Source organism: Streptomyces sp. NPDC045899, from assembly GCF_056431485.1.
Window position 1 is genome coordinate 62,755 of the sequence record NZ_JBWKKP010000028.1, and the last position, 13,203, is coordinate 75,957.

13 protein-coding genes are annotated in these 13,203 nt (G+C 70.6%); 4 read left to right on the forward strand and 9 right to left on the reverse strand.

The genetic code is table 11. The features are described 5' to 3' along the window. The first annotated feature begins 97 nt into the window (after window positions 1-97). Window positions 98-838 (forward strand): response regulator transcription factor, encoded by a 741-nt coding sequence (locus tag AC07FT_RS31005; protein ID WP_254750577.1) that lies wholly within the window; start codon window positions 98-100, stop codon window positions 836-838. After that, window positions 835-2,265 carry a sensor histidine kinase gene (locus tag AC07FT_RS31010; RefSeq protein WP_479179290.1) on the forward strand — a complete coding sequence of 477 codons (1,431 nt, stop codon included), beginning with the start codon at window positions 835-837 and terminating at the stop codon, window positions 2,263-2,265. Before AC07FT_RS31005 ends, AC07FT_RS31010 begins: the two co-directional genes overlap by 4 nt. 5 nt (window positions 2,266-2,270) lie before the next feature. On the opposite strand, the gene AC07FT_RS31015 is transcribed toward AC07FT_RS31010, so the two are convergent. The 3 genes from AC07FT_RS31015 to AC07FT_RS31025 all read right to left on the reverse strand — a co-directional run bounded on the left by AC07FT_RS31015 (window position 2,271) and on the right by AC07FT_RS31025 (window position 4,927). Further along, a complete protein-coding gene (locus tag AC07FT_RS31015) occupies window positions 2,271-3,581 on the reverse strand; it encodes an LmeA family phospholipid-binding protein (protein ID WP_479179291.1) in 1,311 nt (436 codons plus the stop codon). A 138-nt stretch (window positions 3,582-3,719) separates the two neighbouring features. Further along, window positions 3,720-3,980, reverse strand: a complete 261-nt coding sequence (locus AC07FT_RS31020) for an RNA recognition motif domain-containing protein (RefSeq protein WP_254750571.1) — start codon at window positions 3,978-3,980, stop codon at window positions 3,720-3,722. 116 nt (window positions 3,981-4,096) lie between these two features. Then, on the reverse strand, window positions 4,097-4,927 hold the full coding sequence (locus tag AC07FT_RS31025; protein WP_479179292.1) for a class I SAM-dependent methyltransferase: 831 nt from the start codon (window positions 4,925-4,927) through the stop codon (window positions 4,097-4,099). 422 nt (window positions 4,928-5,349) lie between these two features. Between AC07FT_RS31025 and AC07FT_RS31030 the strand changes: the two genes are divergently transcribed. After that, a complete protein-coding gene (locus tag AC07FT_RS31030; RefSeq protein WP_254750567.1) occupies window positions 5,350-6,039 on the forward strand; it encodes a M23 family metallopeptidase in 690 nt (229 codons plus the stop codon). On the opposite strand, the gene AC07FT_RS31035 is transcribed toward AC07FT_RS31030, so the two are convergent. Then, window positions 6,033-6,626 carry a TetR/AcrR family transcriptional regulator gene (locus AC07FT_RS31035; protein ID WP_479179293.1) on the reverse strand — a complete coding sequence of 198 codons (594 nt, stop codon included), beginning with the start codon at window positions 6,624-6,626 and terminating at the stop codon, window positions 6,033-6,035. The genes AC07FT_RS31030 and AC07FT_RS31035 overlap by 7 nt on opposite strands. A 160-nt stretch (window positions 6,627-6,786) precedes the next feature. On the opposite strand from AC07FT_RS31035, the gene AC07FT_RS31040 reads away from it, so the two are divergent. Beyond that, window positions 6,787-8,391 carry an MDR family MFS transporter gene (locus AC07FT_RS31040; RefSeq protein ID WP_479179294.1) on the forward strand — a complete coding sequence of 535 codons (1,605 nt, stop codon included), beginning with the start codon at window positions 6,787-6,789 and terminating at the stop codon, window positions 8,389-8,391. Window positions 8,392-8,479: 88 nt separating this feature from the next. Here AC07FT_RS31040 and cseC read toward each other — a convergent pair whose 3' ends face one another. From cseC to AC07FT_RS31065, 5 genes are all read right to left on the reverse strand, one after another. Next, complete coding sequence (cseC, locus tag AC07FT_RS31045) at window positions 8,480-9,778, reverse strand: two-component system sensor histidine kinase CseC (protein WP_479179295.1); 1,299 nt, start codon at window positions 9,776-9,778, stop codon at window positions 8,480-8,482. A gap of 3 nt (window positions 9,779-9,781) precedes the next feature. After that, window positions 9,782-10,489, reverse strand: a complete 708-nt coding sequence (gene cseB / locus AC07FT_RS31050; protein ID WP_254750561.1) for a two-component system response regulator CseB — start codon at window positions 10,487-10,489, stop codon at window positions 9,782-9,784. Window positions 10,490-10,498: 9 nt separating this feature from the next. Further along, a complete protein-coding gene (locus AC07FT_RS31055; RefSeq protein ID WP_479179297.1) occupies window positions 10,499-11,206 on the reverse strand; it encodes a hypothetical protein in 708 nt (235 codons plus the stop codon). After that, window positions 11,194-11,805 carry a SigE family RNA polymerase sigma factor gene (locus AC07FT_RS31060; protein WP_479179299.1) on the reverse strand — a complete coding sequence of 204 codons (612 nt, stop codon included), beginning with the start codon at window positions 11,803-11,805 and terminating at the stop codon, window positions 11,194-11,196. The genes AC07FT_RS31055 and AC07FT_RS31060 overlap by 13 nt, the downstream gene beginning before the upstream one ends. Window positions 11,806-12,040: 235 nt before the next feature. After that, window positions 12,041-12,964, reverse strand: coding sequence for an HhH-GPD family protein (locus tag AC07FT_RS31065; RefSeq protein ID WP_254750555.1), 924 nt, complete (start codon window positions 12,962-12,964; stop codon window positions 12,041-12,043). Window positions 12,965-13,203: the final 239 nt, after the last annotated feature.

Below are 13,203 nucleotides of genomic sequence, written 5' to 3' on the forward strand. Positions count from 1 at the left end.
CGTGCGAGGCTGGCAGCGACGCCCGCCACCGTCCGGGGCGGAGCGGCCCCGCCGGCGGGGAGCACCGCCCCACCGTCATCTGTGAGGAAACCGGCCCATGACCCCCGCCGACCAGGGCGATCAGCCCGCCCGCATCCTGATCGTCGACGACGAGCCGGCCGTCCGCGAAGCCCTGCGCCGCAGTCTGGTCTTCGAGGGCTACACGACCGAGGTCGCCGTCGACGGTCTGGACGCGCTGGAGAAGGCCGCGAGCTGGGCCCCCGAGCTGATCGTCCTCGATGTGCTGATGCCCCGGATGGACGGGCTGACGGCCGCCCGGCGGCTGCGCGCGTCCGGGGTGACCGTCCCGGTGCTGATGCTCACCGCGCGGGACACCGTCGGTGACCGGGTCACCGGGCTGGACGCGGGCGCCGACGACTACCTCGTCAAACCCTTCGAACTCGATGAGCTGCTCGCCCGGATCCGCGCCCTGCTGCGCCGCAGCTCCTACGCCGCCGCCGCGCACGAGGCGGTTACCGAGGACGACGCGCTCACCTTCGGCGACCTGCGGATGGACCTGGCCACCCGCGAGGTGACGCGCGGCGCGCGCCGGGTGGAGCTGACCCGGACCGAGTTCACCCTGCTGGAGATGTTCCTCGCCCACCCCCGACAGGTGCTCACCCGCGAGCAGATCCTCAAGGCGGTGTGGGGCTTCGACTTCGAGCCCTCGTCCAACTCGCTCGACGTGTACGTGATGTACCTGCGCCGCAAGACGGAGGCGGGCGGTGAACCACGGCTGGTGCACACCGTCCGCGGCGTCGGCTACGTCCTGCGCCCCGGGGACGGCGATCCCTCGTGACCGGGGGCGGTCCGCTGCGCGCACGGCTGCCGCTGCGCTCCCGGCTGGCGCTGCTGACCGCGGTCGCCGTCGCGGTCGCGGTGGCGCTGTCCGCGTTCGCCTGCTGGTTCGTCACCCGGGAGCAGCTCACGGGCGCGCTGGACGACAAGCTCCACGACGTCTCCGGCGTCTACGTCCGCGATCTGGTGGAGGCGCAGAGCACCTGCTCGCCCCAGTCCCAGCCGGGCGCCGGATCCCGGCCTGGCGCCTCCGACGTACAGCTCGTGCTCTCCGACGGGGACCGGTGCGTCGCCCGTGGCTCCCGTGCGGTGAAGGTGACCGGGGACGACATCGCGGTGGCCCGGGGGCGGCTGAACGACGTCACCCACGACGGCAGGGCGGCGGACGGCACCCGGATGCGGGTGTACACCTTCGTCACCTCACCGCAGGGCGGCATCCCGCCGTTGACGGTGTCCGTCTCCCGGCCGCTGAGCGAGGTCACCGAACCGCTGGGCACTCTCGCCCTGGTGATGCTGGTGGTCGCGGGCGTCGGTGTGCTCGGCGCCGGGGCGGCGGGGCTGTGGATCGCCCGCACCGGGCTCAAACCGGTGGACCGGCTGGCGGAGGCGGTCGAGCACGTGGCCCGCACCGAGGACCTGGCGGTGCGGATCCCGGCCGAGGGCGACGACGAGATCGCCCGGCTGTCCCGGTCCTTCAACGCCATGGCGGCCGCCCTGGCCTCCTCACGCGACCGCCAGCAGCAGCTGATCGCGGACGCCGGACATGAGTTGCGCACCCCGCTCACCTCGCTGCGCACCAATGTGGAACTGCTGGTGCGCAGTGAGCAGACCGGCCGCGCACTGCCGCCCGCCGACCGGGACGCGCTGATGTCGAGTGTGAAGGCGCAGGTCACCGAATTGGCCGCGCTGATCGGCGATCTCCAGGAGCTGGCCCGGCCGGACGCGCTGCCCGGCAGCGGACCGCTCCAGGTGGTCGCGCTGCACGAGGTGGCGCTGGCCGCGGTGCAGCGGGCCCGGCTGCGCGGGGTGGGGCTGACCGTCGACGCGGCGCTGGACCCCTGGTACGTCCGCGGGGAACCGGCGGCCCTGGAGCGGGCGTTGGTCAACCTCCTGGACAACGCCGTGAAGTTCAGCCCTCCGGGGGGCGCGGTCGATGTCGCGCTCAGCGGCGGGGAGCTGACCGTACGGGACCGGGGGCCGGGTGTCGCGGACGATGAACTGCCGCATGTCTTCGAGCGGTTCTGGCGTTCCCCGTCCGCCCGCAGCCTCCCCGGCTCCGGTCTGGGGCTGTCGATCGTGGCCCGTGCCGTCCAGCAGTCCGGTGGCGAGGTGGGGCTGCGGCCCGCGGCGGGCGGCGGCACCGTCGCCTGGATCCGGCTCCCGGGAGCGCCGACGGCCCCGCCCGGCGAGGCGGGGCCGGCGGGCTGAGGCTCTCAGCGGGTCTTGCCCAGGTGCAGTTCGGTGCCGACCAGGTCGGCCACGATGCCTTCCGGCTTCACATGGATGTTCTGGATGTGGATGCCCTTGGCCTTCTTCGGCATCTGGAAGGAGAGCGACAGCTTCTCCGAGAGCTCCGGCACCTTCAGCTTGGTCAGCGCGGAGGCCACCGCCGGGTTGATCCCCAGCTTCTTGACCAACTGGGGGTGTTCGGCCACCAGATCGACGAAGTTGACCTTCATCAGCGCCGGGATGAACTTCGGTGACTTGGTGATCCGCTCCACCCGCTCGTTCTGCGGGAGCGACTGCCCAGCGGACTCCGGCTCCACCCCGAGCTGCCGCGCCACGGATCCCACCGTCAGCAGCGCCTTGGCCTTCTCGGCGTCCCGGCTGATCCGTTCCGCGGTCTTGCGGTGCAGTCGCAGTCCCTCGTCGCGGCCGGGGCGGTAGGTGGCGACCCCGGGCATGTCCAGGCGCATTCCGCTGACGCTCGTGGAGATTCCGCGGTCCCCGTCACGGCGGATCTTCGCCATGGCGTGCATCGTCACCTGCTGTCCCGCGACCGGGAGTTTGCCGTCCGCGCGCACCGACTCGGGGCCGGTGGCCCGGAACTTCACCTGGGAGGCGCCCAGTTCACGGTTGAGGTCCTCGAAGGCCAGCAGCACATCGCCCTTCATCTGGCCCGCCACGGCGCCGTGGATGGAGCTGGGCAGATCGCCGGTGAGGGTGATGTCCTCGGCCCTGGCGCTCACTTCGGCGAGCGAGACCCGGTCGGCCGCCACATCGGGCACCGTGACGTCGACCCGGTCCAGGTGCTTGTCCCACACCTGGGTGAGGAACGGGAAGCCGTGGATGGTCACGTTCGGCGCGGTGGCCAGCCCCATCTTCTTCTGGAGCTGTTCCTCGGCCTTCTTCTCCGCGTACATCACGGCACAGCGGTCGGCCAGCAGCAGCAGAGCGGTCGTCACCAGGGCGCCGATCACCAGCTTCGCCGCGATCGGCACGGCCGCGAAGCGGTTGCGGGCGCGCCGGGAGCGGCGGCGGTGGTTGGGCGGCGTCCACGGCTCGTCCTCGGTGCCCTCGCCGTCGGCGCCGTCCTCGTCATCGGCCTTCAGCCCGAGACCGAGCGGGTCGTCCGGGTCGTACGGGTCGGCCAACTCGGCCAGTTCGTCATACGGGTTGCTGTACACGGCCGGGTCGGGCGCTGGGGCGGCGTCCTGGGCCGGGTGCTGCGCGCCGAGGCGCGCGAAGTCATGGGCACTGTCGTACGTGTCGTCGTACGCGGGCAGGTGTGCGATGTCGTTCAAATCCGTGCTGGTTACATCGGTGTGAGAATTCCGGGGACGGGGTGGAGATATGCGTGTGGGGGATCGCATCGGACCATCCCACCACGGCATACTGCACCCCTTGCAAGTCCTAGCGGTGATACGTGGCGAACGGCACGCTCACCGTCCACCGCGCGAGACGGCGCGGGCCTCGGTCACCGTCACCGTCCGCCCGTTCATCTCCTGCCCGTCGAGCTGGGACATAGCCTTCTCGGCTGCCATGTCCTCCATCTCCACGAAACCGAACCCACGGGAGCGGCCGCTCTCCCGGTCGGTGATGACGGTGGCGTCCAGCACCTCACCGATCTGCCCGAACAGGGTCGCCAAGTCGTCCTTCGTCACCTGGTAGCTCAGGTTGCCCACATGCAGTCGCTTCGACATGACCGGCTCTCCTCGTTCTGGGTGCAGCGAATCGGGATAATATTCTCAACTCCCAACAGCCCAGGCATTACGGGTGGGCCGAACCGGTCATACGGCGGTCGCCGCGGCCGGTCCGGTCAGCGGTCGCCGCCGTCCTTCACCGCGCGGAGCGAGTACATCAGCGGAATCCGCGGATGCCCTTCGGGGAACGCGTACCCGCGCGTCTCGTCGCGCTCCAGCGCCGGATAGCGCTGGAACGCCGTGGTCGGGTGCTCGTGCAGGAACTCGATCCGCAGTCCGGCCCCGGCCAGGGCGGTCACCACCTCGCCCAGCGGATGCAGCCACTGCACGGAGAGGGTCCTGGTGAGCGGCGGACCGTCGGTGTAGGTGTGCGGGGAGTCGAAGGTCTCGGCCCCGGGCTGGAAGTAGTCCTCGACGACGCGGGTGCCGTCGTCGTCGAGGGTGTCGGTCAGCGGGTGGAACTCCACGAGGTACAGCGCGCCCCCGTCCACCAGCAGCTCGGACACCACCCGCGCCCAGCGGACCAGGTCGGGCAGCCAGAGCAGGGAGCCGCGTCCGGTGTAGACGATGTCGAACCGCGCCCCGCCGAGGGCCTCGACGGCCGCGTACACATCCGAGACGACGAACCGTGCCCGGTCGGCGAGGCCGATGTCCCCGGCCAGGCCGCGCGCGGTGCGCACGGCGGGCTCGGAGAAGTCCAGGCCGGTCACCTCCGCGCCGCGGCGGGCCCAGGAGAGGGTGTCCTGTCCCATATGGCACTGGAGGTGCGCCAGCCGTCTGCCCCGTACGTCACCGAGCTCCGTCGGTTCGAAGGGGCGCAGGGTGGAGGCTCCCGCGCGGAACCCGGCCAGATCGTAGAAGTCGCTGGCGGCGTGGACCGCGACCCGGTCGTCCCAGTTCTCCCGGTTGCGTGTCAGCCAGTCGGGGGCGTTGTCGGCAGTGGTCATGGCCGGACGCTAGCGGCTGCGGACGGGGGTGGCGACCGGATTTCCGGGGGCCGCCGGCGGGCGGGGCCTTGGTCCTGAAACGGACGGCCGTAAGTCCCGCCGGAAGGGAATTCGATCTTATGGCCCGGTGATATGCGGCACAGCCCACTACGGGCCTACTACGGGAATTAGGGGTGAGGTCGCATAGTGGGCGGCCAAGTTTTCACCCATTGATCAACTTGCCGTGAATCTCCAGCTCAGACCTATTTTTGCGACCTCTTTAACCGGCCTGGAGGGTGATCGGGAAAGGAATCCTGACCCTTAAATATCTACTGGCCTACTTAGTAGAGACTTATCTTGGCGGAATCGTGGTGACGGGATACCAAGGAGCGTCTGCTCCGGCCCCCAGCCGGTATCCCTGACGTTCTGGAGGTCGTTTCTCTATGTCGCCGCGTGCCATATTCCGCCGTTCCTCTCTCCTCTCCGGCCGTCGCGCCCGCGTCGCCGTCGTCGCCGCGGGCGTGAGCGCCTCGGTCGCGCTCGGTGCCGGAGCGGCGCTCGCCGCCGAAGCCGCCAAGAGCACCGACACCCTGACGGTGAGCTCCGCCGCCTCCCTCGGTGCCTCGGTGAAGGCCCAGGCCGCCGCCGTGGAGAAGGCCGTCACCGCCGAGAAGGCGGCGGCCACCAAGGTCACCGCGGCCAAGGCCGCCGAGGACACGTGGGTGACCCCGGTCGCCAAGTACACGCTCGGCGCCACCTTCGGCCGCGCGGGCGCCCTGTGGACCAACAACCACAGCGGCCAGGACTTCGTCGTACCGACCGGCACCTCGGTGCGCGCCGTCCACGACGGTGTGGTCGTCAAGGCGGGCCCGAACGGCGGCGGTGACGGTCCGGCGTACGGCAACGCCATCGTGATCAAGCACGACGACGGCAGCTACACCCAGTACGCTCACCTGTCGGACATCCGCGCCTGGATCGGCGAGACCGTGAAGACCGGCGAGGAGATCGCCCTCTCCGGCTCCACCGGTAACTCCACCGGCCCGCACCTGCACTTCGAGGGCCGCAGCACCCCCGACTACGGCTCGGCCTACGACACCGGCCGCTACATGAAGGACCGTGGCATCCGCTACTGACCCTGATGGGCCTGGGTCACCAGATCGAGGGCGACTTCGAGGGCAGCCTTGCGCTTGTCCTCGGGGTCGCCCTCGATCGTCTGCAGGGCGAACAGTCCCGCGTGCATGCTGAACAGCGCGGTCACACAGCGGACCTGGTCCGACAGTGAGGCGTCGTGCTCCCGGATGAGATCGGACATCGCGAACATCCGGTTCTTGAAGAGCTGGCCGATGCTGCTCAGCTCGCGCACCGTCGCCTGGTTCTCCTGCATGAAGCGGAACAGCGGGGCGGCGTTGGTCAGCGCGGCGCTGTAGCGGCGGAGCAGCTCCTGCTTGGTCTCCAGGGTGCGGGGCTGCTCCGCGCCCCAGGCGATCAGCTCGTCCAGCGGCCGTCCGAGGTCCTGGAAGAGGCTGAGGAGGATGTCCTCCTTGGTCTTGAAGTGGTAGTACAGGGCGGCCTTGGTGACCTCGAGATGCTCGGCGATCTCCCGCAGCGAGGTCTTCTCGTAGCCGCGCTCGGCGAAGAGCTCCAGGGCGACGTCCTGGATGCGCTGGCGGGTGTCTCCCCGGCGCGCCTTCGGCTCGCCTCCGCGCGCTGTGCTGCCCATGGTCGTCTCCTGTGTCCGTGTCCGGGCCCCCGTCGGGCCGCGGCCTTGCTTACTTGACGCCCGGCTAGTTGACGTCCTACCGTCTCCACTGTACGCAACTAGCCGGTCGGCAAGTAAGTGGCGGTTGCGACCTCAGTCAACACCAGGGGGAGTGGAGATCATGTCCCAGATCCAGCCGGGAGGCGAAGCGCCGCCCACCGCGGTGCCACCGCAGGGAAAGCCGGAACGGAAGCCGCGCAGCACCGGTGTGGTGATGCTGGCCCTGATGATCACGATGTTGCTCGCGATGCTCGACAACATGATCGTCGGTACCGCGATGCCCACCATCGTGGGAGACCTCGGAGGGCTCAACCACCTCTCCTGGGTGGTCACCGCCTATACGCTCGCGACCGCCGCCTCGACCCCCATCTGGGGCAAGCTGGGCGACATGTACGGCCGCAAGGGCATCTTCCTCACCTCGATCGTGATCTTCCTGGTGGGATCGGTGCTCTCCGGTCTGGCCCAGTCCATGGGACAGCTGATCGGCTTCCGGGCGCTCCAGGGCCTGGGCGCCGGTGGCCTGGTGGTCGGTGTGATGGCGATCATCGGTGATCTGGTGCCGCCGCGGGAGCGCGGCAAGTACCAGGGCATGATGGCCGCGGTGATGGGCGTCGCCATGATCGGCGGCCCGCTGGCCGGCGGCACCCTGACCGACCACCTCGGCTGGCGCTGGATCTTCTACATCAACCTGCCGCTCGGCGCGATCGCCCTGGCCGCGGTCACCGTCGTGCTGCACCTGCCGAAGAAGCGGACCGAGGCGCGGATCGACTACCTCGGAGCCGGGCTGCTGACCGCCGGGATCACCGCGCTGGTGCTCATCACCACCTGGGGCGGCACCGAGTACGACTGGCTCTCGGTCCAGATCTTCGGACTCGGCGCGGTCGCCGTCGCCTCCGTCACCGCCTTCCTGTACGTGGAGCGGCGGGCGGCCGAACCGGTGCTTCCGCTGCATATCTTCCGCAGCCGCAACTTCTCGGTGATCACCTTCGTCGGCTTCCTGGTCGGCTTCGTGATGTTCGGCGCGCTCACCTTCCTGCCGCTGTACCAGCAGACCGTGCAGGGCGCCTCCGCCACCAACTCCGGGCTGCTGCTGCTCCCGATGCTGCTGACCATGCTGCTGATCTCGCTGGTCGTGGGCCGGATCACCAGCGAGACCGGCAAGTACCGGATGTTCCCGATCGTCGGCGGGGTGCTGCTCACCGCCGGAATGGTGCTGCTGGGCACGATGGACACCGGCACCAGCCGGCTGACCACCGGGATCTACATGGCGGTGCTCGGCGCCGGTATGGGCTTCCTGATGCAGCTGACCATGCTGATCGCACAGAACAGCGTGGAGATGAAGGACATGGGCGTGGGCTCCTCCTCGGCCACGCTCTTCCGCACCCTCGGCGGCTCCTTCGGTGTCGCGATCCTGGGGGCGCTCTTCACCCACAAGGTGCAGGACACCATGGTCGAGCGGGCCGGGGACAAGGGGAAGGCGATGACCTCGGGCGGTGCCCAGCTGGAGCCCTCCCAGCTCGACAAGCTGCCCACCGCGGTCAGGGACGCCTACGCCCACGCCGTCTCCGACGGTACCCACCAGGTCTTCCTGTGGGGTTCGCTGGCCGCCCTGCTCGCCTTCGCCGCCTCCTGGTTCATCAAGGAGCTGCCGCTGCGCGGCGCGGAGCCCAAGGGCGGCGCTGACGGGGCACCGGCCGACCGGGCTCCGGTCGCCGAGAGCGTCTGAGCCGGATCCGCATCCCCCGCCGGGCTGCCCGGTGCCATCTCCTCGGACCCGTGTCCACGGGCCGGGGAGGGCGCCGGGCAGTCCGCTGTCAGTCCGGGACCTCGATGACCGGGAAGCTGCCGGTGTTGGTGGGCGCGGACTCCGGCAGCCACAGCACCGCCACCGCGCCGTCCGCACCCTCAGCCGTCGGCTCCGCGTTCCGGAAGGTCAGCCGGGCGCCCAGCACCCGCGCCTGGCCCGCGGCGATGGTCAGCCCCAGGCCGTGCCCCTTGCCCGCCCGGTCCTTGCTGCCGGTGCGGAAACGGCTCGGCCCGTCCTTCAGCAGCGACTCGGGGAAGCCGGGACCGTGGTCGCGGACCCGCAGCACCCGCCCCTCCACGGTCACCTCGAACGGCGCCCTGCCGTGCCGGGCCGCGTTGGCCAGGAGATTGCCGAGGATCCGCTCCAGACGGCGCGGATCCGTGGACACATGGGCGTCCCGCAATACGGTGACCTCCGCGTCCGGGGCCACCACCCGCACCCGGCGGGTGATGAACTCGCCCAGTTCGATCTCCTGGAGCTCCGCGCGCTCGGCGAAGCCGTCGAGACGCGCCACCTCCAGCACATCCTCGACCAGCGTGCGCATGGCCTGCGCCCGGTCCCGGACCAGCTCGGTCGGGCGCCCCGGGGGCAGCAGCTCGGCGGCGGTGAGCAGTCCGGTGACCGGGGTGCGCAGCTCATGGGCGATGTCCGCGGTGACCCGCCGCTCCGCCTCCAGCCGCTCCTGCAGCGCCTCGGCCATACCGTCGACGGCGCGGGCGAGGTCGTCGGTCTCATCGCGCACCCGGCCGCCGATCGCGTCCCGGATGCGCACCTCGGAGTCGCCCTCGGCCAGTTTGCGGGCGGCGGTGGCGGCCTTGCGCAGCCGCCGGGAGAGCTGGTCGCCGATGAGCACCCCGAGCGCGATCCCGCCCAGCACCACCGAGACCGAGCCCAGGATCAGCACCCGGTCCAGATCGTCCAGGACGGCGAACCGGTCCTTGAACCTGGTGTGCACGGACAGCACCTTGCCGTTCCGCAGCGGGACCGAGGCCCACACCTCGGGGGTGCCGGTGCCGGAGTCCTCCAGATAGGTGGCGCGCTGGCCGCGCCACGCCTCCTTCTTCAGCAGCTCGGGCAGTTCGGGGTCGTCCAGTTTGGCGCCGAAGCCCAGCACCCGGGACTGCTCGTACCAGCGCTGGGCGACCTTCACCCGCTCGTCCATCACATTGCGGCTGTTGTCCAGCATGGAGACCCGGGCCGCGTTGTGCACCACCAGGCTCAGCGCCACGGCGACGAGCGCGCTGACGGCGGCGATGGCCAGGCTGACCTTCCAGCGCAGACCGGAGCGGAGAGCGAGCTTCACCACGGGTCAGCCCTTGAGCTTGTAGCCGAAGCCACGGACCGTCTCGATGCGGTCCTGGCCTATCTTGCCGCGCAGCCGCTGCACATGGACGTCCACCACCCGGGTGTCCCCGCCCCAGCCGTACTCCCAGACCCGCTCCAGCAGCTTGTCGCGGGAGAGCACGGTGCCCGGCGCGGAGGAGAACTCCAGCAGCAGCCGCATCTCGGTCGGGGTCAGGGCGACCTGCTCACCGCCCTTGCGGACCTCCATGCCCTCGGGGTCCACCTCCAGATCGCCGAACCGCAGCACACCGCAGTCCGGCTCCTCCGGGCCGTCCTCGCCGTTCCGGCCGCCGGGGCCGCTGGCGTGGCCGAAGCGGCGCAGCACCGCCCGGATCCGGGCGACCAGCACCGCGCCGTCGAAGGGCTTGGTGACGTAGTCGTCGGCACCGGCCTCCAGGCCGAGCACCACGTCGATCGCGTCGGCGCGGGCCGACAGCATGATCACGGGAACGGTGGACTCATCGCGGATCCGGCGGCACAGGCTCACCCCGTCCAGTCCCGGAACCATCACGTCCAGCAGCGCGATATCGGGCCGGTGGGCCCGGAACTGCTCCAGCCCGGTCAGCCCGTCGGGCGCGGCGGTCACCTGGAAACCGTCGCGCTCCAGCGCGAGCTGGGTGGCCTCGCGGATGACATCGTCGTCCTCGACGAAGAGCACATGGGTTTCGGCCACGGCGCGGGATCAGCCTTCCGTTCCGTCGGGAGTCGGGTTCGGTTCGTCCGTGGGCGCGCTGTAGTCGGTGTGCTTGCGGCTGACTTCCGCGAACTCCTGGCGCTGCCCCGACCAACGGTAGGTGATGAGGTCCTCGCGCGAGGGGCAGCAGACGGGGTCACCGGAGGAGTAGGCGAGCCGGGTGACCTGGAGCGCGTCCTTGACGATCACGGCGTAGACGGGAGGCTGCTCGTCCTGGAAGACGTTCTGGTACTTCTCTCCGACCTTGCGGTACACATACGAGCCGATACCGAAGCCGTCGGTGCAGGCCATGACGTTGATGACCAGGTCGGGGGAGGCGGATCCGGTCAGCCTGCCCCGGGTGACGTCCACCGGATAGCCGTTGATCAGCCCGCTGCTCTTGCTCTTGGTGGGCTTCCGGCAGGGCTTGAGGTTGTCCTTCAGGTCCTCGCTGACCTGGGGGTCCTCCTTCACCAGCCGGACCGCGTCCACCTTCTGTTCCTTGGGGCCGGGCAGCGCGGAGGCCTCGCCCGACTGTTTTCCGGAGTCCGCCGCGCTCGACGCCCATGAGGTCCGGGCCGGCCCCTCATTGCGCACTCCCTGGCTGGTGGAGCCGCATCCGGCCAGCATCCAGCCTCCGGCGGACGCGAGTCCCACGATCGCGCCGCCGGTGATCACCGCACTCTTGACGGAAGAGGCCCTGGTCAGGCCGCGCACCGTTCCTGCCCCCGCTCGTCGCGGCCACGGCGGAGCCGGGTGGGCTTCCGCGCCGGAGCGGCGGTTTCGCCCTCCACACCGCGGCGACCGAGCGCGCGGGCGTCCAGATCGCGGCTCTCCAGCTCCTGCCGCAGCCGGGCCAGCGCCCGGTGCAGCGTGCTCTTGACCGTGCCGGTCGACATACCGAGCGCCTCCGCCGTCTCCTCCGTCGTCATCTGCTCCCAGTGTCGCAGCACCACGACGCTGCGCTGCTTGGGAGCCAGAACTCCGAGGATGTCGATCAAGAGGGCGCGGTCGGCGTGCTGCTCGGTGCCGTCCTCGACGCTCGCCTCCGGCAGCTGCTCGGTGGGCACCTCGTCCAGCTTGCGGGCGCGCCACCACTCGGTACGGGTGTTGATCATGACCCGGCGGAGGTAGGCGTCGGCGAGCGACTTGTCCGCTATGCCGTCCCAGCGTCCGTAGGTGCGGACGAGGGCGGTCTGCAGCAGGTCCTGTGCCTCGACGGGGTCGGGGACCAGCCGGCGGGCGCTGCGCAGCAGGGCGTCCTGCCGGTTCCGCACGTACTCTTCAAAATCCAGAACCTTGCCGCTGCCGGACATGTGCAGCCTCCATCCCGCGTGTTCCCCATCCGAATTGCTGGCGGTCGTCCAGCACGGGAAGGACGCTACGGAGGCGCTGTTGCGGCGCTATGTGCATCAGCACCTCGGCCAGTGCACAGCTACCCATAGGTTGTGTAACAACGGAACCCGGCGCGATGGAGTGTCAGAACCGGGTCCGTGGTCTGTCACAGCTCTGTCACAGAAGGGCTGTTGGGGGTCGTCCGGATCACGGCGGTCACGTCAGCGGCAGCCGGTAGTACCCGCCGGCGAGCGGTTCCACGAGACCGTCGGCCACCAGACCGTCCAGTGCCCGCGCCCGCTGCACCGGCTCGTCCCACACCTGGTCCAGCGCCGACTGCGGAACCGGCGTGACCGCCTCCCGCAGCACCGCCAGCAGCTTGCCGCGCACCTGCCGGTCGGTCCCGGCGTAGGTCTGGCCGCGCCGCGGCGGTCCGTCGTGCTCCGGTGCCCCGGCCCCCTGCCAGGCGCAGTGCGCCACGATCGGGCAGCGCACACAGGCGGGTGTCCGGGCGGTGCACACCAGAGCGCCCAGCTCCATCGTGGCCGCCGCCCAGCGGGCCGCGGTGTCCTCGTCGTCGGGCAGCAGGGTGCGGGCCAGCTTGCGCTCGGCGGCGGTGGTGGCGTTCGGCGGGTACTGCGTACCGCCGACGGCCCGCGCGAACACCCGCCGCACATTGGTGTCCAGGACCGCGTGGCGCTGTCCGTACGCGAAGGACGCCACCGCCGCGGCCGTGTACTCGCCCACGCCCGGCAGCGCCAGCAGCTGGGCGTGGTCGCTGGGGACGTCACCGCCGTGCCGCTCCCTTATCGCCGCCGCCGCGCCGTGCAGCCGCAGCGCGCGCCGCGGGTAGCCGAGCCGCCCCCAGGCGCGGACCGCCTCACCGGGCGGTTCGGCGGCCAGGTCGGCGGGGCGCGGCCAGCGGGCGAGCCACTGCTCGTACACCGGCAGCACCCGGCTCACCGGGGTCTGCTGCAGCATGAACTCGCTCACCATCACACCCCAGGCCCCCGCCTCCGGGCGGCGCCAGGGCAGATCGCGGGCGTGTGCGTCGAACCAGTCGATGACGGGCCGGTGGAGCGTGGCACCGTCGGTGGAGGTCGGGCTTACGGCGGCCTGGAGGGCGGGGTTGGCAGTCATCACCGTCGATCCTGGCATGCCGAGGCCCGCCGCGGAGGCGGAGGGCGCGGGCGTTCGGGTCGAGCCGCGCGGCGTCGGTAAAAAAACGTGCAATCCGGACGTCGTGGCGGGAACGGATGGCCGCTTGCCGCCCCGGGGTGCGGCCCCGGATGGCGGATCCTGTCCGATGATGAGAAAAGTAGGGGTCCGAGCGGTGATTATTGGCGGGCCGCGCTCCCGATCTCTCGTAGAGTTTCCGC

Bases quoted from the DNA above. Each gene is read 5' to 3' on its own strand.
- AC07FT_RS31005 (WP_254750577.1), top strand. From the start codon at position 98: ATGACCCCCGCCGACCAGGGCGATCAGCCCGCCCGCATCCTGATCGTC.
- AC07FT_RS31020 (WP_254750571.1), bottom strand. From the start codon at position 3,980: ATGTCGAAGCGACTGCATGTGGGCAACCTGAGCTACCAGGTGACGAAG.
- AC07FT_RS31025 (WP_479179292.1), bottom strand. From the start codon at position 4,927: ATGACCACTGCCGACAACGCCCCCGACTGGCTGACACGCAACCGGGAG.
- AC07FT_RS31030 (WP_254750567.1), top strand. From the start codon at position 5,350: ATGTCGCCGCGTGCCATATTCCGCCGTTCCTCTCTCCTCTCCGGCCGT.
- AC07FT_RS31035 (WP_479179293.1), bottom strand. From the start codon at position 6,626: ATGGGCAGCACAGCGCGCGGAGGCGAGCCGAAGGCGCGCCGGGGAGAC.
- AC07FT_RS31040 (WP_479179294.1), top strand. From the start codon at position 6,787: ATGTCCCAGATCCAGCCGGGAGGCGAAGCGCCGCCCACCGCGGTGCCA.
- AC07FT_RS31060 (WP_479179299.1), bottom strand. From the start codon at position 11,805: ATGTCCGGCAGCGGCAAGGTTCTGGATTTTGAAGAGTACGTGCGGAAC.
- AC07FT_RS31065 (WP_254750555.1), bottom strand. From the start codon at position 12,964: ATGACTGCCAACCCCGCCCTCCAGGCCGCCGTAAGCCCGACCTCCACC.